This is a genomic window from Mesorhizobium sp. M0217, assembly GCF_040321955.1.
Taxonomy (GTDB): Bacteria; Pseudomonadota; Alphaproteobacteria; order Rhizobiales; family Rhizobiaceae; genus Mesorhizobium.
On sequence record NZ_JAMYSN010000009.1, the window covers coordinates 43,695 to 67,353 of the forward strand.

The 23,659-nt window shown below is 63.7% G+C and carries 27 protein-coding genes; 23 read left to right on the forward strand and 4 right to left on the reverse strand.

Features of this window, described 5'->3' with window-relative positions; translation table 11 throughout:
- The first annotated feature begins 92 nt into the window (after positions 1–92).
- The 15 genes from glyA to NKJ18_RS16450 all read left to right on the forward strand — a co-directional run bounded on the left by glyA (position 93) and on the right by NKJ18_RS16450 (position 13,945).
- Positions 93–1,406, forward strand: a complete 1,314-nt coding sequence (gene glyA, locus NKJ18_RS16380) for a serine hydroxymethyltransferase (RefSeq protein WP_023669349.1) — start codon at positions 93–95, stop codon at positions 1,404–1,406.
- 79 nt (positions 1,407–1,485) lie between these two features.
- Entirely contained in the window at positions 1,486–2,070 is a 585-nt protein-coding gene (locus NKJ18_RS16385) for an invasion associated locus B family protein (protein WP_023708668.1), read from the forward strand.
- Between the two features lie 138 nt (positions 2,071–2,208).
- Entirely contained in the window at positions 2,209–2,703 is a 495-nt protein-coding gene (gene nrdR / locus NKJ18_RS16390) for a transcriptional regulator NrdR (RefSeq protein WP_023669351.1), read from the forward strand.
- A gap of 2 nt (positions 2,704–2,705) precedes the next feature.
- Positions 2,706–3,836: a bifunctional diaminohydroxyphosphoribosylaminopyrimidine deaminase/5-amino-6-(5-phosphoribosylamino)uracil reductase RibD gene (gene ribD, locus NKJ18_RS16395; RefSeq protein WP_352758838.1), complete on the forward strand. Its 1,131-nt coding sequence runs from the start codon at positions 2,706–2,708 to the stop codon at positions 3,834–3,836.
- A 1-nt stretch (position 3,837) separates the two neighbouring features.
- On the forward strand, positions 3,838–4,455 hold the full coding sequence (locus NKJ18_RS16400) for a riboflavin synthase (RefSeq protein WP_352758839.1): 618 nt from the start codon (positions 3,838–3,840) through the stop codon (positions 4,453–4,455).
- 75 nt (positions 4,456–4,530) lie between these two features.
- Positions 4,531–4,791 carry a CopG family ribbon-helix-helix protein gene (locus NKJ18_RS16405; protein WP_352758842.1) on the forward strand — a complete coding sequence of 87 codons (261 nt, stop codon included), beginning with the start codon at positions 4,531–4,533 and terminating at the stop codon, positions 4,789–4,791.
- Complete coding sequence (locus tag NKJ18_RS16410) at positions 4,791–4,970, forward strand: type II toxin-antitoxin system RelE/ParE family toxin (protein WP_352758962.1); 180 nt, start codon at positions 4,791–4,793, stop codon at positions 4,968–4,970. Before NKJ18_RS16405 ends, NKJ18_RS16410 begins: the two co-directional genes overlap by 1 nt.
- A gap of 99 nt (positions 4,971–5,069) precedes the next feature.
- Positions 5,070–5,564 (forward strand): 6,7-dimethyl-8-ribityllumazine synthase, encoded by a 495-nt coding sequence (gene ribH / locus NKJ18_RS16415; protein WP_352758845.1) that lies wholly within the window; start codon positions 5,070–5,072, stop codon positions 5,562–5,564.
- Positions 5,561–6,061 (forward strand): transcription antitermination factor NusB, encoded by a 501-nt coding sequence (gene nusB / locus NKJ18_RS16420; protein ID WP_023669355.1) that lies wholly within the window; start codon positions 5,561–5,563, stop codon positions 6,059–6,061. Before ribH ends, nusB begins: the two co-directional genes overlap by 4 nt.
- A complete protein-coding gene (locus NKJ18_RS16425; RefSeq protein WP_352758848.1) occupies positions 6,058–7,275 on the forward strand; it encodes an MFS transporter in 1,218 nt (405 codons plus the stop codon). Before nusB ends, NKJ18_RS16425 begins: the two co-directional genes overlap by 4 nt.
- Before the next feature lie 178 nt (positions 7,276–7,453).
- Entirely contained in the window at positions 7,454–8,365 is a 912-nt protein-coding gene (gene osmF, locus NKJ18_RS16430; protein ID WP_023689505.1) for a glycine betaine ABC transporter substrate-binding protein OsmF, read from the forward strand.
- A 316-nt stretch (positions 8,366–8,681) separates the two neighbouring features.
- Positions 8,682–9,845 (forward strand): ABC transporter permease, encoded by a 1,164-nt coding sequence (locus NKJ18_RS16435; protein ID WP_352499238.1) that lies wholly within the window; start codon positions 8,682–8,684, stop codon positions 9,843–9,845.
- A complete protein-coding gene (locus NKJ18_RS16440) occupies positions 9,842–10,780 on the forward strand; it encodes an ABC transporter ATP-binding protein (RefSeq protein ID WP_023669359.1) in 939 nt (312 codons plus the stop codon). Before NKJ18_RS16435 ends, NKJ18_RS16440 begins: the two co-directional genes overlap by 4 nt.
- Entirely contained in the window at positions 10,777–11,544 is a 768-nt protein-coding gene (locus NKJ18_RS16445) for an ABC transporter permease (protein WP_023669360.1), read from the forward strand. Before NKJ18_RS16440 ends, NKJ18_RS16445 begins: the two co-directional genes overlap by 4 nt.
- 259 nt (positions 11,545–11,803) lie before the next feature.
- On the forward strand, positions 11,804–13,945 hold the full coding sequence (locus NKJ18_RS16450; protein WP_352758852.1) for a sodium-translocating pyrophosphatase: 2,142 nt from the start codon (positions 11,804–11,806) through the stop codon (positions 13,943–13,945).
- Between the two features lie 76 nt (positions 13,946–14,021).
- Here the strand turns inward: NKJ18_RS16450 and NKJ18_RS16455 are convergent, their stop codons facing one another.
- Both NKJ18_RS16455 and NKJ18_RS16460 read right to left on the reverse strand, forming a co-directional pair.
- The gene (locus NKJ18_RS16455; protein ID WP_352758854.1) at positions 14,022–15,020 is read right to left on the reverse strand and encodes a glycosyltransferase family 2 protein; all 999 of its coding nucleotides are present in this window, start codon (positions 15,018–15,020) and stop codon (positions 14,022–14,024) included.
- 1 nt (position 15,021) lies between these two features.
- Positions 15,022–15,567: a dTDP-4-dehydrorhamnose 3,5-epimerase family protein gene (locus NKJ18_RS16460; protein WP_245260290.1), complete on the reverse strand. Its 546-nt coding sequence runs from the start codon at positions 15,565–15,567 to the stop codon at positions 15,022–15,024.
- 295 nt (positions 15,568–15,862) lie between these two features.
- Between NKJ18_RS16460 and NKJ18_RS16465 the strand changes: the two genes are divergently transcribed.
- Positions 15,863–16,324, forward strand: a complete 462-nt coding sequence (locus NKJ18_RS16465; protein WP_023727523.1) for an anthrone oxygenase family protein — start codon at positions 15,863–15,865, stop codon at positions 16,322–16,324.
- Positions 16,325–16,399: 75 nt separating this feature from the next.
- On the forward strand, positions 16,400–16,957 hold the full coding sequence (locus NKJ18_RS16470; protein ID WP_023705063.1) for a hypothetical protein: 558 nt from the start codon (positions 16,400–16,402) through the stop codon (positions 16,955–16,957).
- Positions 16,958–17,015: 58 nt separating this feature from the next.
- On the opposite strand, the gene NKJ18_RS16475 is transcribed toward NKJ18_RS16470, so the two are convergent.
- On the reverse strand, positions 17,016–17,930 hold the full coding sequence (locus NKJ18_RS16475) for a LysR substrate-binding domain-containing protein (RefSeq protein WP_023727524.1): 915 nt from the start codon (positions 17,928–17,930) through the stop codon (positions 17,016–17,018).
- Between the two features lie 209 nt (positions 17,931–18,139).
- Here NKJ18_RS16475 and NKJ18_RS16480 point away from each other — a divergent pair, with 209 nt between their 5' ends.
- Positions 18,140–19,180 (forward strand): helix-turn-helix domain-containing protein, encoded by a 1,041-nt coding sequence (locus NKJ18_RS16480; protein ID WP_198024431.1) that lies wholly within the window; start codon positions 18,140–18,142, stop codon positions 19,178–19,180.
- A 100-nt stretch (positions 19,181–19,280) separates the two neighbouring features.
- Here NKJ18_RS16480 and NKJ18_RS16485 read toward each other — a convergent pair whose 3' ends face one another.
- Positions 19,281–19,793, reverse strand: a complete 513-nt coding sequence (locus tag NKJ18_RS16485) for an outer membrane protein assembly factor BamE (RefSeq protein ID WP_023669368.1) — start codon at positions 19,791–19,793, stop codon at positions 19,281–19,283.
- 115 nt (positions 19,794–19,908) lie between these two features.
- Between NKJ18_RS16485 and NKJ18_RS16490 the strand changes: the two genes are divergently transcribed.
- The 5 genes from NKJ18_RS16490 (at position 19,909) to NKJ18_RS16510 (ending at position 23,642) form a co-directional block, all read left to right on the forward strand.
- Positions 19,909–20,451, forward strand: a complete 543-nt coding sequence (locus NKJ18_RS16490) for a ubiquinol-cytochrome C chaperone family protein (protein ID WP_023669369.1) — start codon at positions 19,909–19,911, stop codon at positions 20,449–20,451.
- Between the two features lie 15 nt (positions 20,452–20,466).
- The gene (locus tag NKJ18_RS16495; RefSeq protein WP_023727526.1) at positions 20,467–21,015 is read left to right on the forward strand and encodes a YceD family protein; all 549 of its coding nucleotides are present in this window, start codon (positions 20,467–20,469) and stop codon (positions 21,013–21,015) included.
- Between the two features lie 147 nt (positions 21,016–21,162).
- Complete coding sequence (gene plsX, locus NKJ18_RS16500; protein ID WP_023669372.1) at positions 21,163–22,233, forward strand: phosphate acyltransferase PlsX; 1,071 nt, start codon at positions 21,163–21,165, stop codon at positions 22,231–22,233.
- Positions 22,234–22,242: 9 nt separating this feature from the next.
- On the forward strand, positions 22,243–23,214 hold the full coding sequence (locus NKJ18_RS16505) for a beta-ketoacyl-ACP synthase III (RefSeq protein ID WP_352758858.1): 972 nt from the start codon (positions 22,243–22,245) through the stop codon (positions 23,212–23,214).
- Positions 23,215–23,318: 104 nt separating this feature from the next.
- A complete protein-coding gene (locus NKJ18_RS16510; RefSeq protein ID WP_006201891.1) occupies positions 23,319–23,642 on the forward strand; it encodes an integration host factor subunit alpha in 324 nt (107 codons plus the stop codon).
- Positions 23,643–23,659 lie beyond the last annotated feature (17 nt).

Here is a 23,659-nt window from a genome sequence, read left to right on the forward strand (position 1 = left end):
TGGCGCGGCAATGCATGTCGCCCGGAACCGTGCAGCGGTTTCGGGGCAACGATATGCATAGATAAATGCCCCGAAGCGAAGGATTTCAGGCCATGGCAACTGCAGCGGCAGCGTCGAACAAATTCGAATCCTTCTTCGAAACCACGCTGGAAGATGCCGATCCGGAGATCTTCGGCTCGATCCGCAACGAGCTTGGCCGCCAGCGTCACGAGATCGAGCTGATCGCCTCGGAAAACATCGTTTCGCGCGCCGTGCTCGAGGCGCAGGGCTCGATCATGACCAACAAATACGCCGAGGGTTATCCGGGCAAGCGCTATTATGGCGGCTGCCAGTTCGTCGACGTCGCCGAGGAACTCGCTATCGAGCGCGCCAAAAAGCTATTCGGCTGCAACTTCGCCAATGTCCAGCCGAATTCCGGCAGCCAGATGAACCAGGCGGTCTTCCTGGCGCTCTTGCAGCCCGGCGATACCTTCATGGGCCTCGATCTGAACTCCGGCGGCCACCTGACGCACGGCTCGCCCGTCAACATGAGCGGCAAATGGTTCAAGGTCGTTTCCTACGGCGTGCGCAAGGACGACCATCTGCTCGACATGGACGCGATCGAAAAGACCGCGCATGAGACCAAGCCGAAGCTGATCCTGGCCGGCGGCACCGCCTATTCGCGCATCTGGGACTGGAAGCGCTTTCGCGAGATCGCCGATGCGGTCGGCGCCTATCTGATGGTCGACATGGCCCATATCGCCGGCCTGGTTGCCGGCGGCGTGCATCCGTCACCGCTGCCGCACGCCCATGTCGTGACCACGACCACGCACAAATCGTTGCGAGGCCCGCGCGGCGGCATGATCCTGTGCAATGACGAGGACATCGCCAAGAAGATGAACTCGGCGGTTTTCCCCGGCCTGCAGGGCGGCCCGCTGATGCATGTCATCGCCGCCAAGGCGGTCGCCTTCGGCGAGGCGCTGAAGCCGAGCTTCAAGCTCTATGCCGAGAGTGTCGCCGCCAACGCGAAGGCGCTGGCGTCGAGCCTCAAGGAAACCGGCCTCGACATCGTCTCCGGCGGCACCGACAACCATCTGATGCTCGTCGATCTCAGGCCCAAGAACGCCACCGGCAAGCGCGCCGAGGCAGCGCTCGGCCGCGCCAACATCACCTGCAACAAGAACGGCATCCCGTTCGATCCGGAAAAGCCTTTCGTCACCTCGGGCGTGCGTCTGGGCACGCCGGCCGGCACCACGCGCGGCTTCGGCCAGGCCGAGTTCCGCGAGATTGGCAAGTTGATCGCCGAGGTGCTGGACGGGCTGAAGGTCGCCAATTCCGACGAAGGCAATGCGGCTGTGGAAGCAGCCGTGAAGGCCAAGGTCGTGGCGCTGACCGATCGTTTCCCGCTCTATCCCTATCTCGGTTGACCGCCAGCGGCGCATCGTCTTTTATCCCGCGCTCTGCGCCGCTTGCTGTCCGGGCGGCGCGGCCTGTGGAGATCTGACGATGCGCATGTTCCATCCTGCCGTTCTGGCCTTCCTCGGCTTGCTTGCCACCTTCACTGTGTCGTGCGCGATCGCCGAGGAGCAGACGCAGCCGGGCACGGATATCCCGGCCACCAGCACCTTTGGCAGGTGGACCACGATCATCGATGCGCTCGACACCGGCCAGGATTCGCACAAGACCTGTGCGGCCTCGACAGCCTTTGTCGACGGCAACGGCAATGCCGGCACGCTGACGCTTTCGATCTCGACTGGCGACGCCCTGCCGCCCGATGCCTATCCGGCGATCATGTTCACCATCGCCAACAAGGAGCTGCCGACCGGCAAGAAGATCGCCGCGACCTTTGGCGACCCCGGCGTCAAGGTTTCCGCGACCGTCTATTCCAATGATGCCGGCCGCCCGAGCTGGACCGTCGACAACCAGGCCAAGACCAGTCTCGCTTTGTTGCGGGCCATGCGCCAGGTCATCTCGCTCGATGTGACGTTCGGCAAGCAGGCTGTCGCCAGCATCCCGATGGATGGCTTCACCAAGGCCTACCGCAACCTCGGAACGTCCTGCGGCTTCCCGACCAAGGACGTCGCCCCCTGACATATCTGGCGCGGCTGGCAATTTTCCTCCCGCCTCGCTATCTCTGAGGGCGCGAGCGGCCGTTGCCGAACCTTTGCCGTCCCGGCAAAAACCTCTAAGCCTATCGTTCCGCCAGAATCGCCAACCCGAAGGCTCTCCATGCGCTGTCCCTATTGCCAGTCCGAAGATACGCAGGTGAAGGATTCGCGCCCCGCCGAGGATGGCGCCGCGATCCGCCGGCGGCGCGTTTGCCCCGATTGCGGTGGCCGTTTCACCACCTTCGAGCGCGTCCAGTTGCGGGACCTCGTGGTGGTCAAGAAGTCCGGCAGAAAGGTGCCGTTCGACCGCGACAAGCTCTTGCGTTCGGTGGAGATCGCGGTGCGCAAGCGCAATGTCGATCCCGAGCGCATCGACCGCGCCGTCACCGGCATCGTGCGCCAGCTCGAAAGCTCCGGCGAGACGGAAATCGCCTCGGGCGAGGTCGGCCGGCTCGTGATGGAAGCGCTGAAGTCGCTCGACGACGTCGCCTATGTCCGCTTCGCCTCTGTCTATCGCAATTTCCGCGAGGCCAAGGATTTCCACGATGTGCTGGGTGAGCTCAAAGGTGACGAACTCAAAGGCGACGAGCTGAAGAGCGAAGAGGACGCCGGCTGAGCATGGCAAGCCAAACGTCAGGGAAGGCCGATCAGCAGGCCCTCGATCGCCGCTTCATGGCCGCGGCGCTGCGGCTGTCGCGGAAAAATGCCGGCCGCACCTCCACCAACCCTTCCGTCGGCACCATAATCGTTCGCGACGATGGCGCCGGCCCGATGATCGTCGGCACCGGCGTCACCGCTGTTGGCGGCCGGCCGCATGCCGAGACCGAAGCGCTGGCTGAAGCCGGCGAGTTGGCGCGCGGTGCCACCGCCTATGTCACGCTGGAGCCCTGCGCCCACCATGGCCGCACGCCGCCTTGCGCCAACGCGCTGGTCAATGCCGGAGTGGCGCGGGTGGTAGGCGCTGCCAGCGATCCCGATCCGCGCGTCTCCGGCAAAGGCTACGCCATCCTGCGCGCCGCCGGCATCGAAGTGGTCGAAAAGGTGCTGGTCGAGGAAGCCGCCGGGCAGATGGCCGGCTATTTGATTCGATCCCTAAAAAAGCGCCCGGAAGTGACTCTGAAGCTTGCGCTTTCCAGCGACGGCAAGATCGGCAGGTATGGCGCCGGCCAGGTTGCGATCACCGGCGATGTCGCCCGCCGCGAAGTCTATCTGATGCGCGCCGAAGCCGATGGCATACTGGTCGGCATCGGCACGGCGCTGGAGGATGATCCCGCGCTCACCGTGCGGCTGCCGGGGCTGGAGAACCGCTCGCCGGCGCGCATCGTGCTCGACCGCCAGATCAGGCTGCCCGAAGCCTCGAAGCTGGTCTCCGGCATCGACCGGGTGCCGCTCTATATCGCCGCGAGCCTGGAGGCTGATCCGCTACGGCGGTCGGTGCTGGAGCGTGCCGGCGTGCGCTTCATCGGCACCGAAACCCATGAAGGCGGCGTGGCCTTGCCGGAACTGCTCGAGGATCTCGGCGCGCTCGGCATGGCCAGCGTTCTGGTCGAAGGCGGCGCCAAGGTGGCCAGCGCCTTCCTCGCCGAAGGACTGATCGACCGCATCGTGCTGTTCCAGGGACCGGAAGCGATCGGCGAGGGCGGCATTGCATCGCCCATCGACGCCAACCATATCCCGGCAGGCTTCCGCAAATTGCGCGAGATGCGCTTCGCGGAAGACAGCTATGCCGAATGGGTGAGAGATATCTGAAATGTTCACTGGAATTGTCACCGATATCGGCACCGTCGCGGCCGTCAAGCCGCTGAGCGAAGGCGTCGGCCTGCGCATCGACACCGCCTATGACCCCGCGACGATCGCCATCGGTGCCTCGATCTCCTGCGGCGGCGTCTGCCTGACGGTGACGGCGCTGCCAGATGGCGGGTCCAACGCACGCTGGTTCGAGGTCGAAGCCTGGGAAGAGGCCCTCAGGCTGACCACGGCGTCGGGCTGGAAATCAGGCACCAGGGTCAATCTCGAGCGGGCACTGAAGATCGGCGACGAACTCGGCGGGCACATCGTGTCGGGCCATGTCGACGGCATGGCCGAAATCATCGAGCGCAAGGATGAAGGCGATGCCGTTCGCTTCACGCTGGAGGCGCCGCGCGAACTGGCAAAATTCATTGCCCCAAAAGGCTCCGTCGCACTCGACGGCACCTCGCTTACCGTCAACAAGGTCGAAGGCGCCCGTTTCGACGTGCTGTTGATCCACCATTCGCTGACCGTGACGACCTGGGGCGAGCGCAAGGTGGGCGACAAGGTCAACCTCGAGATCGACACCATGGCCCGCTACGCCGCGCGACTGGTCGAGGCGGCGAAAGAGGGGCTTTGATGGGCATGCAATGCTCCGGTCTCGACTTAATCATATTTAATCGCTATGATTTGAGTTGATTAACCGAGGTTCCTGATGGAAACCAAAGTAATTACCGCGCATGTGCCGCTGCCGCTGGCGGAAAGAGTAGACCAACTGGCCGCCCGCCTTGAGCGTCCGCGTGGATGGATCGTCAAGCAAGCCCTTTCCGCTTGGGTCGATATGGAGGAAGAGCGTCGGCGGCTCACCCTCGAAGCTCTGGCCGATGTGGATGCCGGTCGGGTTATCGACCATCAAACCGTCCAAGCATGGGCCGAGAGCCTTGGTAGCGAAAAGCCATTGCCGGCGCCACGTTGATGGAGCTGAAGTGGGCCAGCAAGGCTCTGTCCGATCTGGTTCGGCTTCACGATTTTCTTGCGCCTGTAAATAGCCAAGCAGCCGAACGGGTGATGGTGGGTAATTATGAACTGCGGTATGAGATTCACGAATCGATTATCTACGTGCTGCGTCTGTGGCACACGCGAGAGGGCCGGTAGGGCTTTGGGCCACCGTCCGGAAATTGGGCTGGCCCTTCGGACAAAGCTTGCGAATGCGGCCGCTTCGGCCTAAGTCACCGGCTACCCCCGGAGACATTTATGGCTGGCACATCCCAACACGGCAAAGCGTTCATTCGCCCGAAGAAGAAGGCCCACCTTCTGATCATCGAGGCGCGCTTTCATGACGACCTTGCCGACGCGCTGCTCGACGGCGCGACGACAGCACTCGACGAAGCCGGCGTGACCTATGACGTCGTCACCGTTCCCGGTTCGCTGGAAATTCCAGCAGTGATCACTTTTGCGCTCGAGGGCATGGGCGAGGGCGGCAAGGACTTTGATGGTTTTGTCGCGCTCGGCACCATCGTTCGTGGCGACACCTATCATTTCGACATCGTCGCCAATGAATCGAGCCGCGCGCTGATGGATCTCTCGGTGCAGGAAGCGATTGCGATCGGCAACGGCATCCTGACCACCGAGAACGACGCGCAGGCCTGGACGCGCGCCAAGCGCTCGGAGGGCGACAAGGGCGGCTTTGCCGCGCGCGCGGCGCTGACCATGATCGCGCTCAAGGAGAAGCTGGGAGCGCAATCGTGAGCGAACCCGCTTCGCCCGGCCAGCCCGCGACACGCCATGCCAATAAGCGTGGCGCCGCCCGTCTGGCCGCCGTGCAGGCGCTTTACCAGATGGACGTTGCCGGCAGCGGCGTCTTCGAGATCACCGCCGAATACGAGGCGTTCCGGCTCGGCAAGGAAGTCGACGGCGCGCTTTATCGCGAGGCCGACGCGCAATGGTTTCGCGCCATCCTGGCCGGCGTCGTCGAGAACCAGACGACCATCGATCCGATCATCCGCCAGGCGCTGACCGAAGACTGGCCGCTGTCCAGACTCGATTCGACGTTGCGCGCCATCCTGCGCGCCGGCGTCTACGAACTGATGAAGCGCGACGACGTGCCGGTGGCCGTCATCGTTTCGGAATATGTCGACATCGCCAAGGCCTTCTACGAGGAAGACGAGCCGAAGCTGACCAACGCCGTGCTCGACCGTGTGTCGCGCCGGGTGCGGGGCGAGGGGCGCGGCAAGGACGCATTGTGACCGGCACCGTCGCCGGCGCAGCACGGGACGCGCGCCGCACGGCGATCATCCTGGCGACGTCGCAGGCGATTATCGGTTCGGCCGCGCCGATTGCCATTTCCATGGGCGGGCTGGCCGGGCAATATCTGCTTGGCCCCGATAAGTCGCTGGCAACAGCGCCAATCACCGGCTTCAACATCGGCGTGGCGCTCGGCGCGTTGCCGGCCGCGGCCATCATCCGCTGGCTCGGCCAGCGCGGCGGCTTCATGACCGGCACCATCGTGACCGCGCTTGGCGGCGTCATCTCCACGCTGGCACTGTTCCACGCCAGCTTCTGGCTGTTCGCTTTCGCCCTGCTGGTGATCGGCGTCGGCGGCGCCTTCGTCCAGCAGTTCCGCTTCGCCGCCGCCGATAATGCTCCGCCCGAATTCAAGGCGCGCGCCATTTCCTTCGTGCTGGCCGGCGGCGTCATCACCGCGATCCTCGGGCCGCAGATCGTCATCTTCACCCGCGAATTGCTGGCGCCGGTGATGTTTGCCGGCTCGTTCGTGGCCATTCCGGTTCTGGCGGCGGCCGGCGCCATCATCCTGTCATTCCTGCGCATCCCGGCCAAGGCTCCCGGCCACGCGGAAGTCGCGTCAAGCGACGCCCGGCCGCTGTCCGAGATCGTCACCCGGCCGCGTTTCGTCGCGGCACTGTTTTGCGCCGTCGGCAGCTATGCGCTGATGAGTTTCGTCATGACCGGCGCGCCGCTGGCCATGGTCGGCTGCGGCCTGTCGACGGACGACGCCACGCTCGGCATTTCCTGGCATGTGATGGCGATGTTTGCGCCGAGCTTCTTCACCGGATCGCTGATCCATCGCTTCGGCGCCGAACGCATCGTCGCAACCGGCCTGGTCCTGCTCATCGGCTGCGCCGCGGTGGCGTTGTCCGGCCTGCATTTGTGGCAGTTCTGGACGGCGCTGATCCTGCTTGGCCTCGGCTGGAATTTTGCCTTCATCGGCGCCACCTCCATGGTCGCCGACAGCTACCATCCGTCCGAAAAGAGCAAGGTGCAGGGCTTCCACGACTTTGTCCTGTTCGGCTCCGTCGCCTTCGCCTCGCTAATGTCGGGCGCCATCTACAATGCGTGGGGCTGGGAGATGCTGAACTGGCTGGTTTTCCCGGTCGTCGCCGTCTGCTTCGTCGCCCTTGGCGCGCTCAAACTGACCGGATCGCGCAAAGCCCGCGCCTGATCCGGTTCTATCTTTGGCTTGGCACGACGTGTCAGCATGGCGGCGGCCGAAATCGCGGCGACCGCACAAAATTATTGCGTCTGTACCCATTGTTATGAAACCGTGTGCCCCGACGGGGCGTTGAAGCCATGCTCATATGCGGCCACCGCATTTCGGTCCAAAGCAAGGGGTTTTCACAATGTTTTCAGTCAAGATTCTGGCCGGCGCGGCGTTGGCGCTCGGCATCACGGCCGCCTCCGCCAATGCCCAGGTGGTCGTCTCCTCGAAGATCGACACCGAGGGCGGCGTGCTCGGCAACATCATCCAGCTTGTGCTCAACGCCAACAACATCAAGACCACCGACCGCATCCAGCTCGGCGGCACACCGGTGGTACGCAAGGCGATCACTGCCGGCGAGATCGACATCTATCCCGAATACACCGGCAATGCCGCTTTCTTCTTCGAGAAGGCCGACGATCCGGTCTGGAAGGATGCCGCCAAGGCCTATGAGACCGCCAAGAAGCTCGACTATGACGCCAACAAGATCGTCTGGCTGTCGCCGTCACCGGCCAACAACACCTGGGCGATCGCGCTGCGCAAGGAGGTTGCCGAGACCAACAAGCTGGCGACCCTGACCGACTTCGGCAAATACGTCGCCGGCGGCGGCACGGTGGTTTTGGCGGCGTCGGCTGAGTTCGTCAATTCGGCGGCAGCCCTGCCGGCGTTCCAGACCACTTACGGCTTCACGCTGAAGCCGGAGCAGTTGATCACGCTTTCGGGCGGCGACACCGCCGCGACAATCGGTGCTGCCGCCAACCAGACCAACGGCGCCAACGCCGCCATGGTCTACGGCACCGACGGCGGCATCGCGCCGTCCGGCCTGGTCGTGCTCGCCGACGACAAGGGCGTGCAGCCGGTCTACCAGCCGGCGCCGATCATCCGCGAAGCGGTGCTGAAAGAGCATCCGGAGATCGAGACGCTGTTGAAGCCGGTGTTCGCCAAGCTCGACCTCGTCACGCTGCAGGAACTCAACGGCCGCGTCCAGGTCGGCGGCGAGCCGGTCAAGGGTGTCGCCGAGGACTTTTTGAAGAAGAACGGGTTTTTGAAGTAGTCAGCGCATAGCTGATCGTGACGCTGGTGCGAGACACCCCTCTCTGGAAGCTGCTGATCTCCCCCCTTGCGGGGGAGATGTCCGGCAGGACAGAGGGGGGTGCTGTCCCGCCGACCTCACAACCGGTAGCAGGTGCGTGCCTCGACAGGGTTGCTTCCGAACAGGCCGACGCTCGAGAGCTGACGATCCTTCACACCCCCCTCTGGCCTGCCGGCCATCTCCCCCGCAAGGGGGGAGATCGGACTTCGCGTCGGCTTGCACCGATCACCAGCGTAGTCTGCGCAACGTGGAAAATCGCTCCTCATGAGGGGCATCCATGACCCTGCGTTTCGACAAGCTCGGCATGGTTATCGCGGCGATCGTTGCCTATGCGGCGTTTCTGGCTCCGTTCGCCACCTTCCGCGCCAATCGTATCGTTCCCGGTCAGGCGCGCTCGATCCTGGAGGCGCTGCCGGCCACAGTCGGGCCGCTACTGCTGGCGATCGTCGTCGTGGCCGCAATTGTTGCCTTGCTGAAAACCCCGCTTGTCCTGCGCCTGGCCGCAAGCGTCGTGGCGCTCGCCGCCCTTGCCATCCTGATCGGTGTCGCCGGCACCTTCCTGACGCCGGCCGGCAACACCTTCGCCCGCATCTCGCCGGCTTCCGGGTTCTGGCTGTTGATCTTTGCCTTCACATTGTTGCTCGCCGACGTGCTGACCAGGCTCAACCTGTCGCCACCGGCCCGCGTCGGCGTGCTCGTCCTCGCGGCGCTGGCCATCGGCTTGTTGCTGATATCGGGGCAGTGGGACAGCCTGTCGATCCTCAAGGAATATGCAAACCGCGCCGATAGTTTCTGGGCCGAAGGCTCCAAGCACATCACGCTGGCGCTGGGGTCGCTGGCGGCGGCGGTGATCGTCGGCCTGCCGCTCGGCATCCTGTGCCACCGCGTCGAACGGTTGCGGGCCGGCGTGCTCAATGTGCTCAACATCGTCCAGACCATACCCTCGATCGCGCTGTTCGGCCTGCTGATCGCGCCGCTGGGCTGGGTCGCCGCGCATGTTCCGGGTGCCGCAGCGCTCGGTATCAGAGGCATCGGCACCGCGCCCGCCTTCGTGGCTTTGTTCCTCTATTCGCTGCTGCCGGTGGTGGCCAACACCGTGGTCGGGCTTGCCGGCGTACCCCGCGCGGCCAATGATGCAGCGCACGGCATGGGCATGACCGATGGCCAGCGCCTGTTCGGCGTCGAGTTTCCGTTGGCCTTTCCGGTGATCCTCACCGGCATCCGCATCGTGCTGGTGCAGAACATCGGCCTGGCCACCATCGCCGCACTGATCGGCGGCGGCGGCTTTGGCGTCTTCGTCTTCCAGGGCGTCGGCCAGACCGCAATGGACCTGGTGCTGCTCGGCGCCGTGCCGACGGTGGCGCTGGCCTTCGCCGGGGCCATCATCCTCGACGCAGTGATCGAAATGACCGCCACCAGGCGCAGGGTTGAAACGGCATGATCGAGATCGAAGGCATTACCAAGCGCTATGACGCGACGACCGTGGTCGACGACGTGTCCATGGTCGTCGAGCCGCGTACGGTTTGCGTCATTGTCGGTACCTCCGGTTCCGGCAAGACGACGCTGCTGCGAATGATCAACCGGCTGGTCGAGCCGACCGCCGGCGTCATCAAGCTCGACGGCAACGACAACCGCACGCTGCCCGGCTACGAGCTGCGCCGCAGCATCGGCTACGCTATCCAGGGCCACGGCCTGTTCCCGCACCGCACCGTTGCGCAGAACATCGCCACCGTGCCGGTCCTGCTGGGCTGGGACAAGGACCGCATCAAGGCCCGCGTCGATGAGTTGATGACACTCTACCAGCTCGACCCCGAGGCCTATGGCCAGCGCTACCCGCACGAACTGTCCGGCGGGCAACAGCAGCGTGTCGGCGTCGCGCGCGCGCTCGCCGCCGAGCCCAATGTGCTTCTGATGGACGAGCCGTTCGGCGCACTCGACCCGATCATCCGCACCAAGGCGCAGGAAGATCTGCTGGCGATCCAGAAGCGCTTCGGCACCACCATCATCCTCGTCACCCACGACATGGAGGAGGCGGTCCATATGGGCGACAAGATCGCCGTCATGGATGCCGGAAAGCTGGTGCAATACGCCAAGCCGGAAGAGATCCTGGCGCGGCCAGCGAACGCCTTCGTCGAAACCCTGGTCGGCGCCAGCGAAAAGCCGTTCCGGCTCTTGTCGCTCGGCCGCGTGCGCGACGCCGTGGAAAAGGGGACTGCCGAAGGCGAGGCGATCCCAGGCGACGCCAGCCAGCGCGACGCGCTGGCCGAGCTTCTGTGGTCGGGCCGGCCGGCGCTGCCGGTCAAGGGCGAAGACGGCAAGCTGCTCGGCCGCGTCACCGTCGACGGGCTGGTGAAGCGCGCGGCGAGGCCGGCATGAAAGGGGCCGGTCTAAAAGCCTGGCTGCCTTCACTGCTCAGGCTTGCACTGGTGGTGCTTCTCATAGCCTTCGTCACCAATCCCGGCTGGTTCGAGCCGCTGTTGAAGCCGCTGACCGAAAACAATGCGCCGGCGATCTACAATCAGGGCAGCCTGCTGACGCTGACCCTGCTGCATCTCAGGACCGTGCTGATCGCTACCGTCGCCGCAACCATCGTTGCCGTGGCGCTTGCCATCCTGGTGACCAGGCCGGCGGGCGCCGAATTCCTGCCGCTGTCGCGCAGTCTGGTCAATATCGGCCAGACCTTTCCGCCGGTGGCGGTGCTGGCGCTGGCGGTGCCCGCCGTCGGTTTCGGCGAGAAGCCGACGCTGATTGCGCTGTTTCTCTACGGCCTGCTGCCGATCTTCGAGAACGCGCTGACCGGCCTCACAACGCTGCCCGGCAACATCATGGAGGCCGCGCGCGGCGCCGGCATGACGGGCTGGCAAAGACTGGTCAAGGTCGAATTGCCGCTGAGCGCGCCGATCATTCTGGGCGGAATAAGGCTGTCGGTGGTGATCAGCCTGGCCACGGCGACGATCGGCTCGACGGTTGCCGCCAAGACGCTGGGCGAGGTGATCATCGCCGGCCTGCTGTCCAACAATCTCGCCTTCGTCCTGCAAGGCGGCCTGATCGTCGCTGCCCTTGCGGTGCTGATCTATGACGGCCTTTCGGCGGTCGAACGCTACACGGCGCGCAAGATGGGGCAGGAGACTGGCGACTGACCTTCGCTGGACTGCGGGCAAGCAGTGACTGACGCAGCGTCATTTCAACCGATCTAATAGCAAGGCATCGGCCACGGGAATGTTCTGGCCTAAACTTTTGGCTGAAAGCGGGGCAAAAACCGAACAATATCTTGACGTTCCGAGCCCTGTTTCGCATACACCGCTGCGAAGGACGGATTCCGCCTAGGCTTTATCCGCTCCCCGCACCAACGGCCCAGGGAGGGGTTCTTTTGGGCCATCAATCGAGGAAAATTCGGCAATGACCATCATTTCTGCCGTCATCGCCTGCGGCTTGCTTTCAATCCTTTACGCCATCTGGGCGACACGATCGGTTCTTGCAGCCGATCAGGGCAACGCACGCATGCAGGAAATCTCCGCCGCCATCCGCGAAGGCGCGCAAGCCTATCTGGCGCGCCAGTACACCACCATCGCCATTGTCGGCGTGGTCGTGCTCGTGCTCGCCTGGTGGCTGCTTTCGATCACCGCCGCGGTCGGCTTCCTGATCGGCGCCGTGCTTTCGGGCGCCGCCGGTTTCATCGGCATGCACGTCTCGGTGCGCGCCAATGTGCGCACCGCGCAGGCGGCGTCCAACAGCCTCGCCGCCGGTCTCGACATCGCCTTCAAGTCGGGCGCCATCACCGGTATGCTGGTGGCTGGCCTGGCGCTGCTCGGCGTGTCGATTTACTACTATATTCTGACCGGCCCGATGGGCCTGCAGCCCAATGACCGCATCGTCATCGATGCGCTGGTTTCGCTCGGCTTCGGCGCTTCGCTGATCTCGATCTTCGCCCGTCTGGGCGGCGGCATCTTCACCAAGGGCGCCGACGTCGGCGGCGATCTCGTGGGCAAGGTCGAAGCCGGTATTCCCGAAGACGATCCGCGCAACCCGGCCACCATCGCCGACAATGTCGGCGATAATGTCGGTGATTGCGCCGGCATGGCCGCCGACCTCTTCGAGACCTATGCGGTGACCGTCGTTGCCACCATGGTGCTGGCTGGCATCTTCTTCGGCGGAACCGCCGCTCTGGGTGCGGCGATGCTCTATCCGCTCGCCATCTGCGGCGCCTGTATCCTGACCTCGATCGTCGGCACCTTCTTCGTCAAGCTCGGTTCCAACGGCTCGATCATGGGCGCCCTCTACAAAGGCCTGATCGTCACCGGCCTGCTGTCGATCGTCGGTCTCGGTGTCGCTACCTCGGCAACCGTCGGCTGGGGCGAGGTCGGCACCGTCGCCGGCATGACCATCATCGGCAAGAACCTGTTCATCTGCGGCCTGATCGGTCTCGTTGTGACCGGTCTTATCGTGGTGATCACCGAATACTATACCGGCACCAACAAGCGCCCGGTGAACTCCATCGCCCAGGCCTCGGTGACCGGTCACGGCACCAACGTCATCCAGGGACTTGCGGTGTCGCTCGAATCGACCGCACTGCCGGCAATCGTCATCGTCGGCGGCATCATCTCGACCTACCAGCTCGCCGGCCTGTTCGGCACGGCGATCGCGGTCACCACCATGCTCGGCCTTGCCGGCATGATCGTCGCCCTCGACGCCTTCGGCCCGGTCACCGACAATGCCGGCGGCATTGCCGAAATGGCCGGCCTGCCCAAGGAAGTGCGCCACTCCACCGACGCGCTCGACGCGGTCGGCAACACCACCAAGGCGGTGACCAAGGGCTATGCCATCGGTTCGGCCGGCCTCGGCGCGCTGGTGCTGTTTGCGGCCTATTCGAACGATTTGAAGTTCTTTGCCGCCAATGGCGACAAATATCCGTACTTCCAGGGCATGGGCGATGTCTCCTTCGACCTCTCCAATCCCTACGTCGTAGCCGGCCTGATCTTCGGCGGTCTGATCCCGTATCTGTTCGGCGGCATCGCCATGACGGCCGTCGGCCGTGCGGCCGGCGCCATCGTCGAGGAAGTGCGCAAGCAGTTCCGCGAGGATCCGGGCATCATGGCCGGCACCTCCAAGCCAAACTATGCCCGGGCCGTCGACCTTCTGACCAAGGCGGCGATCCGCGAAATGATCATCCCCTCGCTGCTGCCGGTGCTGGCGCCGCTCGTCGTCTATTTCGGCGTGCAGCTGATCTCGGGCTCCAAGGCGTCCGCCTTTGCGGCGCTCGGCGCCTCGTTGCTCGGCGTCATCGTCAACGGCCTGTTCGTCGCCATCTCGATGACTTCGGGCGGCGGCGCCTGGGACAATGCCAAGAAGTCGTTCGAGGACGGTTTTGTCGACAAGGACGGCGTCAAGCACCTCAAGGGGTCCGAAGCGCACAAGGCTTCGGTCACCGGCGACACGGTTGGCGATCCCTACAAGGACACCGCCGGCCCGGCGGTCAACCCGGCAATCAAGATCACCAACATCGTGGCGCTTCTGCTGCTGGCCGTGCTCGCGCACGGCTAAGGCAACGCCACTGCTTCAGGAACAAACCCGCGGGAGCGATCCCGCGGTTTTTGTTTGAGATTTACGCTGGTGGCAGTCAACCCTCATCCGGCTCGGTCCCGGCATCGCCGCGCTTGCTGTAGCGATCCAGCAATTCGCTCACGCCAGGTTCGCGCTCAGGCATCGGCGGCAGGCCACGCAGGCGCCGCAGCTTGGCAAGGAAGGCGCCTCGCTTATACTTGCGGCGGAAGGCGCGGGCGCGGGGATGGATGCCAAGAGCCGCCATCAGCCTGCGCCTGAGATAACTCGATGCCGCCAGGCGAATGGGTTCGCCCGCGCAGCCAAGGATTTTCACGCGCAAGGCGTCTGGCGTCTGCATGGCATCCAGAAGATCCTTCTGTTCCTGCGCATTGTCGCCGAGATAGGAACCCTTGCGTATGCCGGAATGCAACTTGATCACCGTGAGGTGCGGCATCGTCGCGATCACCGCGCCCTTTCGCCATGCCCGAAACAGCCAGTCCTGCGAGCTTTCGCAAAAGCACTGGCTGGCGGGTCGCCAAGGTCCGAGCAGGCTGAACGAAGCGCGGCGAAACATGTGTGCCGAGCCAAATCCTTCCGTCGTGACGGGGTCGTAAAAACCATCCTTGCCGATCCCGAAGATCGAATTGACAGGATTGCCGGCCGCCGACGGCGGCTGGATGACGGCACCGCGCGCCAGCACCACGTCGGCGCCCGAGGCGTCGATCCAGCCGGTCATCGCCGCCAAATGGTCGGGAAACCACAGATCGTCGTGGTTGAGCAAGGCGACGAAGCGGCCACGCGCCCTGGCAAAGCCGATATTGTTGGGACCGGACTGTTCGCCGAAATTGACAGGAAGATCGATGTAGACGATGCGGGCATCGTCAAATTCAGCGACAACGGCCGCCGTATCCGGCCTGCAATCGTCGCCGATGACCAAGGCTTCCCAGCCTTGCAACGTCTGGCGCATGACGCTGGTCAATGCCTGCCGCAGCGCTGCCGGCCGGTTGTGCGTCGCGACCACGATCGAAACCAGCGGTTCGCCGCCGGCCTGATCGCGCTGCGCCGATGCTTCCACGCTACACCAGTCTGTAGGGAATGTGGTCGGTGTCTGGCGGCAGGCGCCAATGGTCGGGCTGATCGTAGGCATAGGCCTTGTCGACGAGGTTGAGCAGCACCGCCGTCTCCGCTCCGAGCGAAACAACACCGTGCCATATTCCGGGTGGAATGATGACGACCGCCGGGCGCAACGGGCCGATAATCTTGTGCCAGACGGCGCCGAAGGTCGGCGAGGCCTTGCGTCCGTCAAACAGCGAAATGCGAACGCTGCCGACGCAGCAGAACAGCCGGTCGGTCGTCACCGCATGGGCATGCCAGCCCGTCACCGCGCCGGGATACAAGGTGCGTTGGAAGACCTGGCCGACCGGCTCCGAATCGAGCTCCCACTCCTCGCGAAAGATCTCGGTCAGATAGCCGGTGGAGGTTGCGACCGGCCTGATCTCCTTGACCCTCACGCCATCGATCGCCACCGGCTCGATGGGTATCCAGTCAGGCGTGACCACCTGGCCGTCAGCCGTTCCGGTCGCCATCCAGTCTGTCGGTTTTGTCCGGGTTTTTTCCGGCACGGATGCTCCTCCCAATTCAGCGTGATGCGCCATTGGCCAGCACGGTCTGATACGAATTTGACCGGTCGCTGGCAAGTACGCGTCAAGGTTTGCTGATGGGTTTCGATCTCACGGCACTTGATGTTTTGATGCAATCGGAGGGCCGCATTGCCCAAACATCGTTCCGTTCTGCCCAAGCCCGGACCGTTCGCCTGCTTTAATACCCCGGCCATGGCCAGGACATTGCGATCGACGCGGTGTCTGCTCGCCCTCGCGGCGATTTCGGGCAGGGAAAGGCATTTCGGCAGGAAAAGACATGGACATGTTTTTGATGACGGCTTCGCTTGCGCTGGCTGGAATTATTGCCGGCATCTACGTCTCGGGCGTAATCCATGATTTTCGCATCGATGATCTTACCGCCGGCCAGTACATGGCCATGCATCAGATGCGCGACCGGACGTTTACCCGGGTGATGCCGGTCGTCAGGCTGACGACGCTGGTGCTGATCGCGGCGACGGCGATGTTTGCGGTCGATGCCGGCCTGCCGCGCATCCTGACGATCGTCGCCGCGGCGCTGGTGGTGATCGACATTGGCTTCACCGTCAGCCGTCAGGTGCCGCTCAACAAACAGGTGCAGAGCTGGACGCCGGTGACCATCCCCGATGATTGGGCGCAGACGCGCGACAGCTGGGCGGCCAACCACAATCTGCGCCTTGTGCTTGGACTGGCCGAATACGCCTGCCTGTTTGCCGCGGTCATCCTGACGCTCAGCCGGTGATTCAGTTTTCGCGGAACGCCGCGGCATGGGTCGGCACTTCTGCCGGCCGCCGCCGTTGAAAACAGGAGTATTGCCATGCTGCACCACGCTTCATTCAACGCCCGCGATCCGCAGGCCGTCGCCAGCGTCCTTGCCGAAATGCTTGTCGCCACCGCGGTTCGTGCGCCGTCGCCGCCATTTCCTGAGGGAGCATGGTTCGTCTGCCTCGGCGACGATTTCGGCTCGCTGATCGAAATCCTGCCGTGCGGCACGGTTCTCGACCAGCAAGCGCCGCTCGGCATCGGCTTCGACCCGAACATGCGCCTGCGCTCCGGCTCGCATGTGCTGCTCAGCACGCCCAATTCGACCGAAACCATCCAGGGCATTGCCGCCCGCATGGGCTGGCATAGCGAGCTGATCGATGCGCGCCTGTTCAAGGTGCTCAAGGTCTGGGTCGAGGACGAAACCCTCGTCGAATTCCTGACGCCCGAGATCGCACCGCTGTACCGCGCGACATTCGGCTGGGGCGGCATGGCGACACTCGACGCCAAGCTGCGCGAGCTGGAGAGCCAGATGGCGGCAGCGCTTGCCGCCAAGGCCGCGAACCAGTCGGGCCGCAAGGATGACCAACCGGCCGGTGCAATGAGTCCGTGAGCACCGGGGGGCGCCTTCTGCTGACCTCCCGAGGAGAGTTCCCAAACGGCCGCCGAGGTCAACCGGCGCCGGCGCTGTCGCCGGCTTCCGCCTTCAGCCAGTTGATGAATGATCTGGCAGGCTCCCAGGCGGAGATGGACGGGTGGACGACGACGTAGTGGTTCCAGTTCGTCGGTATGTCCGTTGTCAGGAGGCGGACGAGCCTGCCTGTGCGCAAATCGCTCTCGACCAGCGACTTCCTCGCGATGGCGACGCCCAGACCGCTCGCCGCCGCTTCGACCGCCAGCAAGGTGCCGTTCAGATTCATGCCGTCGCCAACCGTATCCAGCGGCAGATTGTTTCTCTCGAACCAGTGGCGCCAATTGGCGCCGCTCTCGTCATTTTCGGCCGTCGTGTCGAGGATGCGAAACAGTCGCAGCACATCGTGCTGGTCTCTGACCGGGCCGTTGGCGGCGAGATAGTCGGGACTGACGACAGGAAAGATCGCATCTGCCATCAGCCATTCGGTCTTGACGGCCGGATAGTGTCCGCCGCCGAAGCGCAATGCGATGTCGACTGTTCGCTGCGAAAGGTCGACGACTGCAAGATCCGCATTGATGTCGATCTCTGTTTCGGGATGCTTTTTGCGAAACCTGTGCAGGCGCGGGGCCAGCCAGCGTACGGCATGCGAAGGAATGGCGGTGACCCTCAGCCTCGTGCGCTCGTTGCGCGCGACACTCGCGATCGTGCTCTGGATTTCCAGCAATGCGCGTCGCACGCCTGCGGACAATCTTTCGCCTTCAAGCGTGAGTTCGACGCGGCGGACATGGCGGGTGAACAGAAGCACGCCGAGATCGGCTTCGAGATCGGCGATGCGGTGGCTGAGCGCGCTTGGCGTAACATTCAGCTCATCGCCGGCGCGCTTGAAGCTGCCCAGCCGGGCAATGACCTCGAAAGCCCGAATGGATTCCAGTTGTGGGAGCCGTCTTGTCATTTGCCGTTACCCTATCCTGCCCATGGGTTCCTTAGCATGAATGAACTAAGCTCATCCATAGCTTCGTAAATAGTCTTTTGTCCAAGTGCGCAAATCATTGTAGCCATCCACTGCCCCCCGATTGCCGCCGTCGGAATGAGAGGCCGTTCATGGAACGAGCCTCGACTACGAACGACAGTGAAATGAAGACAATCGCTTGGGAGTACCCCATGACTATTCGACCCCCCGAGTTTGCGCATGCGCGCTTTTCGACCGCCATGTGGCCCCGAGCCGAATGGAGAAACGTCTATTGCGACCTGTTGCGCCGGATGGTGACCGACATGGATTTTAACGTCACGGAGGAAAAGCTCTCCGTCGACGCGACCATCCTGCGGCTGCCGGGCGTCGGCATTGCCGATTCGAGGACCACCGCCTTCCGCACCATCCGTTCCAGCGCCATGGCCAAGGGGACCGATGACTACATTTTCTTCATGTGTCTGGAGGGCGCTGCCACCTTCTCGCATCTCGGCCGCGAGGCCAGCATCGAGGCCGGCCAGGCAATCCTTCTGTCCTCCTCTGATCCGCATGTGATCGAGCGGGCGATGTCGCATCATCTCTTCATCACCATCCCCAAGGCAGCGCTCGGGCCCGTGGCTGCGAATGCGGATGCCGCCCTGATGACGCCGATGTCATGCGTGGGCGAAAAGTTCTTGCTGCTGACCAGCTATGTCCGTCTGCTGATGCAGGAGCCGAACCTGGCCGCGTCCGAATTGCGCTGGCTTGCCGCCAAGCACATACAGGACCTTGTCGCGGTCGTGGTCGGGGCAACGCAGGACGCCACTGAGGTCGCCGCAGGCCGCGGCATACGCGCCGCGCGGCTGCGCGCCATCAAAGCCGATATCGAAAGCAATCTGGCTTCCGGCGATGTCGGGTCCGACGCGCTGGCCGGGCGCCACCGCGTCAGCGCGCGCTATATCAGAAAGCTGTTCGAGGGTGAGGGTACCTCGCTGTCGCAGTTCGTGCTTGGCCGGCGGCTGGCGCTGGTTTGCAGCAAGCTATCCGACCTGCGCCTGGCACACCGCACCATCGGCGCCATCGCCTTCGACGCCGGCTTCGGCGATCTCTCGACCTTCAACCACGCCTTCCGCCGGCATTTCGGCATGACGCCTTCGGAAGCGCGGCAGAGTGCGGCTGTGCACCGCGCCTCGCTGGAGCCCGGCGGCCGAACAGGCCACGCGCGGCAAAGCGCGACGGGTGTTGCGGCCGCATGACCTCAAAACAAAAGCCCGCAGGATCGCTCCCGCGGGCTTTTGGTCGCCTGAGATGGTGTCGCTTCGGGGGAAGCAAAAATCTAAGGAAGGCGGTCGCTTCTTAGGCGCCGCCGCCAGGAATGGGGGGCGCCAGCTTGCTGGCGCCTTTGATGATCTGGCTGAGGAAGTTCTGGTCCTTGCCGCCGGTCGGCGTGGTGCGCGAGATGAAGTCGAAGATCTTGCCGTCCTTCAGACCGTAATTGGCAATCTGGGTGACGCGCCCGTCCTCGCCAAAATAGACCGCGAGCACTTTCTGGTCGACCAGGCGCGGCTTGTCGAAAGCGACATAGCGCTTGCGCGTTTGCGAAATGTAATAGAACGCCTCATTGTCGAAGGTGGCTTTCGTCGATGGCGTGCCGAGCGCCAGAAGCACCTGTTCGCGGCTGGAGCCCACCGGCACCGAATCGACAGCCTGCTGGTCGATAACATAGCCCTGCGTCAGCGTCTCGCTAGGGTTAAGGTCGCCGAACATCTTGGACGAATTGCAGCCCGACAGCGCGGAAGCCACCAGCACCAGCGAAACCGCGGCGGTGGCCCCAGGCAGAAAAGTCGACTTGAATTTCAGCGCGCGCAACAACAACTCCATTAGCTGGCCGCAACTTGCGCTGGGCGGCAAAACCGGTAAACCAGCTTGCTTGCCGATGCAACAAGGCCCATTCAAACAATCGGTCCCCAGGAGACCACCCTCAATGTTCCAGCGCCTTTTTGGCCGCGAACGCAACGCCAACCGCGCTATCACCGAGGCGCTTTACGCACAAATCGTGGCGGCGGCGCGGCAGACCGTGTTTTATTCCCACTGGAATGTGCCGGATACGCCGCTCGGCCGTTTCGAGATGCTGTCGCTGCATATGTTCCTGTTTCAGCACCGGCTGCGCGGCGAAGAGGGCGTCGCGCATGAGGTCGCGCAGGTGCTGATCGACGAGTTCTTTCTCGATGTCGAGCATTCGCTGCGGGAACTGGGCGTTGGCGATGTCGGCGTGCCCAAGCGCATGAAGAGGCTGGCCAAAATGTTCTACGGCCGTACCGCCGCCTATGACGACGCGCTGGAACGCAGCGACCGCGACGCGCTTGCTGCCGCCCTGGCGCGCAATGTCAGACCCGATGCCGGCGCCTGGCCGCAAGCCTTGCCGCTGGCGTCCTATGTAATCGATGCCGCAAGGCAGCTTGAAGCACAGCCGTCCGAATCGATCGTTTCCGGTGCCGTGGCGTTTCCCGTCGCGAAAGCGGAGTGAGGAGGGGAGACCAAGATGAAACATGTGGACACGCCTAGCCCGGTCTCATTTGCGGCCAATGTCGGCCGCCTGCCGCACAAAGGTTTGCAGGTGGTGATCGACGCCGACGCCGCGCAGCGCGCAATGCTTGCGCGCGAGCACGAGCTGCTTTCGGTCGAAAACTACCGTGCTGAGCTTTTGGTGGCGCCGTGGAAGCGCAATGGCGTCAAGGTCAGCGGCCGCGTCGAGGCTGATATCACCCAGGCCTGCATCGTCACCCTTGAGCCGGTCGCGGCCCATATCGACGAAGAGGTCGAGGCGCTGTTCCTGCCCGAACAATCCAAACTCGGACGGCAAGGTTTCGAAGGCGGTGGCGAAATCCTGCTCGACGCCGAAGGGCCGGACAGCCCGGAAACTTTCTCCGGCGACACGATCGACGTCGGCGCGCTCGCCGAACAGTTCTTCGGGCTGGCGATCGATCCCTATCCGCGCAAGGCAGGCGCCTCGCTCGATGCCGCCGGCCCGAACGAGCCCATCGAGAATGAATTCCAGCAAAAGCTGCGATCCTTGCTTGGAAAATCCTAAAACACGAAGCGATCGGAGAAAAGCCGGTTGTGCGGCAGCCCAAAACCGCTATTTTCGCCGAACCTTCGCGAGCCCCCGAATTTCGCGAGTTTAGTATTTCTTTCGCGGGCCATGTGCCCTGGCCCAAGCTAGTGAGATAAAGACCGCGTGATCAGGATTTCCATCGATGCCATGGGTGGCGATCACGGGCCAAACGTGGTCATCCCGGCACTCATGACGGTCGCCGTCAGGCGTCCCGACATCCGCTTCGTCATATATGGGCGCGAGGAATTGGTGCGCCCCGAACTCGCCAAATTCCCCAAACTGGCCGAGGTCAGCGAGTTCCACCATTGCGAAGTCGCGGTCAGGATGGACGACAAGCCGAGCCAGGCGCTGCGCCACGGCCGCTGGAAGTCGTCGATGTGGAAGGCTGTCGAAGCAGTCAAGAGTGGCAGCGCGCAGGCCTGCATTTCGGCCGGCAATACCGGCGCGCTGATGGCGATGTCGAAATTCTGCCTGCGCACGATGGCGACCATCGACCGTCCGGCGATCGCGGCGATCTGGCCCACGATGCGCGGCGAGAGCGTGGTGCTGGATGTCGGCGCCACCATCGGCGCCGATGCGCACCAGCTGATCGACTTTGCCATTCTCGGCACCGGCATGGCGCGCTCGGTGTTCGGCATCGACCGGCCGAAAGTCGGCCTGCTCAATGTCGGCGTCGAGGAGATCAAGGGTCAGGAAGAGGTCAAGGAAGCCGGGCGCATGCTGCGCGAGGCCAACATGGCCTCGATGAATTATCACGGCTTCGTCGAGGGTGACGACATCGGCAAGGGCACGGTCGACGTGGTCGTCACCGAGGGCTTCGCCGGCAACATCGCGCTCAAGACGGCAGAAGGCACTGTGCGCCAGATCTCAGGCTATCTGCGCGCCGCGATGAACCGCACGCTGATGGCCAGGATCGGCTATGTCTTCGCCAAGGGCGCTTTCGACCGCCTGCGCGAAAAGCTCGATCCGGGCCGCTCCAATGGCGGTGTTTTCCTGGGTCTGAACGGCATCGTGGTAAAGAGCCATGGCGGCGCCGATTCGGACGGTTTCGCGGCGGCCATCGAGCTTGGCTACGACATGGTGCGCAACAATCTGATCGACCGCATCGAGGCCGATCTCGACCTGTTCCATGCGCGCAACCCGCATGCCCAGGCAAACAGGAAATCCGACGCCACCGTCGACGAAAAGGAATAGGAAAGAGCTTTGATCAGATCAGTCGTGCGCGGCACCGGTGCTGCGCTGCCCCGCCGCATCATGAAGAATGCCGATTTCGAAGGCATGGTCGAGACCTCGGACGAGTGGATCGCCCAGCGCACCGGCATCCGCCAGCGTCATATCTCCGCCGATGACGAGACGACGGCATCCCTGGGCGAGGCGGCGGCGCGCGCAGCGCTCGACAATGCTGGTCTTACGCCTGCCGACATCGACCTGATCGTGCTGGCGACCTCGACGCCCAACAACACCTTTCCGGCGACCGCCGTCGAGATCCAGAACCGGCTCGGCATGCATCACGGCTTTGCCTTCGACCTGCAGGCGGTGTGCTCGGGCTTCGTCTATGCGGTGACCACCGCCGACCTCTACATCAGAGGCGGCCTCGCCAAGCGCGTGCTGGTGATCGGCGCGGAGACCTTTTCGCGCATCCTCGACTGGAGCGACCGCTCGACCTGCGTGTTGTTCGGCGACGGCGCCGGCGCTCTGGTGCTGGAAGCGGATGAGGGCACCGGCGGCATTGCCGACCGTGGCGTGCTGGCGATGAGCCTGCGCTCCGACGGCGCCCACAAGGACAAGCTTTTCGTCGATGGCGGTCCCTCGACCACCGGCACGGTCGGCCATCTCAGGATGGAAGGCCGCGAGGTGTTCAAGCACGCCGTCGGCATGATCACCGACGTCATCGAGGCGACGTTTTCGCAGGCCGGCATAACCGCCGACGACCTCGACTGGTTCGTGCCGCATCAGGCCAATAAACGCATTATTGACGCTTCGGCCAAGAAGCTCGGGATTGCAGAGCAAAAGGTGGTGGTCACCGTCGATTTGCACGGTAACACCTCGGCTGCTTCCGTGCCGCTGGCGCTTTCGGTGGCTGTCTCCGACGGTCGCATCACGAAGGGTGACCTCGTGCTCCTGGAAGCGATGGGCGGCGGCTTCACCTGGGGCGCGGTTCTCGTTCGCTGGTAAGTGCCGAACGGTCCGGTTTCGGTCCTTGACCTTGCCGGATCAATTACTTAGGCTCTGCCTTTACCTGTATCGATTTATGTTTTTTGAACTGATGGGACGGTCGCATGGGGGGAAAGACACTTACGCGCGCCGACCTTGCCGAAGCTGTTTACCGTAAGGTCGGCTTGTCACGCACTGAATCGGCAGAACTCGTCGAAGCGGTGCTGGACGAAATCTGTGAAGCCATCGTACGCGGCGAGACGGTGAAGCTGTCGTCCTTCGCCACCTTCCACGTCCGTTCCAAGAACGAACGCATCGGCCGCAATCCCAAGACCGGCGAGGAAGTGCCGATCCTGCCGCGCCGGGTGATGACCTTCAAGTCGTCGAACGTGCTGAAAAGCCGTATCCTGCGCTCGCACCAGAACAGCAAGGCCAAGGGCGGCAAATAGGTTCTGCCGCAGGCTTC

Coding starts and splice junctions, on each gene's coding strand:
- glyA (WP_023669349.1), top strand. CDS start 93: ATGGCAACTGCAGCGGCAGCGTCGAACAAATTCGAATCCTTCTTCGAA.
- NKJ18_RS16385 (WP_023708668.1), top strand. CDS start 1,486: ATGCGCATGTTCCATCCTGCCGTTCTGGCCTTCCTCGGCTTGCTTGCC.
- nrdR (WP_023669351.1), top strand. CDS start 2,209: ATGCGCTGTCCCTATTGCCAGTCCGAAGATACGCAGGTGAAGGATTCG.
- ribD (WP_352758838.1), top strand. CDS start 2,706: ATGGCAAGCCAAACGTCAGGGAAGGCCGATCAGCAGGCCCTCGATCGC.
- NKJ18_RS16400 (WP_352758839.1), top strand. CDS start 3,838: ATGTTCACTGGAATTGTCACCGATATCGGCACCGTCGCGGCCGTCAAG.
- NKJ18_RS16405 (WP_352758842.1), top strand. CDS start 4,531: ATGGAAACCAAAGTAATTACCGCGCATGTGCCGCTGCCGCTGGCGGAA.
- NKJ18_RS16410 (WP_352758962.1), top strand. CDS start 4,791: ATGGAGCTGAAGTGGGCCAGCAAGGCTCTGTCCGATCTGGTTCGGCTT.
- ribH (WP_352758845.1), top strand. CDS start 5,070: ATGGCTGGCACATCCCAACACGGCAAAGCGTTCATTCGCCCGAAGAAG.
- osmF (WP_023689505.1), top strand. CDS start 7,454: ATGTTTTCAGTCAAGATTCTGGCCGGCGCGGCGTTGGCGCTCGGCATC.
- NKJ18_RS16435 (WP_352499238.1), top strand. CDS start 8,682: ATGACCCTGCGTTTCGACAAGCTCGGCATGGTTATCGCGGCGATCGTT.
- NKJ18_RS16440 (WP_023669359.1), top strand. CDS start 9,842: ATGATCGAGATCGAAGGCATTACCAAGCGCTATGACGCGACGACCGTG.
- NKJ18_RS16445 (WP_023669360.1), top strand. CDS start 10,777: ATGAAAGGGGCCGGTCTAAAAGCCTGGCTGCCTTCACTGCTCAGGCTT.
- NKJ18_RS16450 (WP_352758852.1), top strand. CDS start 11,804: ATGACCATCATTTCTGCCGTCATCGCCTGCGGCTTGCTTTCAATCCTT.
- NKJ18_RS16465 (WP_023727523.1), top strand. CDS start 15,863: ATGGACATGTTTTTGATGACGGCTTCGCTTGCGCTGGCTGGAATTATT.
- NKJ18_RS16470 (WP_023705063.1), top strand. CDS start 16,400: ATGCTGCACCACGCTTCATTCAACGCCCGCGATCCGCAGGCCGTCGCC.
- NKJ18_RS16475 (WP_023727524.1), bottom strand. CDS start 17,930: ATGACAAGACGGCTCCCACAACTGGAATCCATTCGGGCTTTCGAGGTC.
- NKJ18_RS16480 (WP_198024431.1), top strand. CDS start 18,140: ATGACTATTCGACCCCCCGAGTTTGCGCATGCGCGCTTTTCGACCGCC.
- NKJ18_RS16490 (WP_023669369.1), top strand. CDS start 19,909: ATGTTCCAGCGCCTTTTTGGCCGCGAACGCAACGCCAACCGCGCTATC.
- NKJ18_RS16495 (WP_023727526.1), top strand. CDS start 20,467: ATGAAACATGTGGACACGCCTAGCCCGGTCTCATTTGCGGCCAATGTC.
- NKJ18_RS16510 (WP_006201891.1), top strand. CDS start 23,319: ATGGGGGGAAAGACACTTACGCGCGCCGACCTTGCCGAAGCTGTTTAC.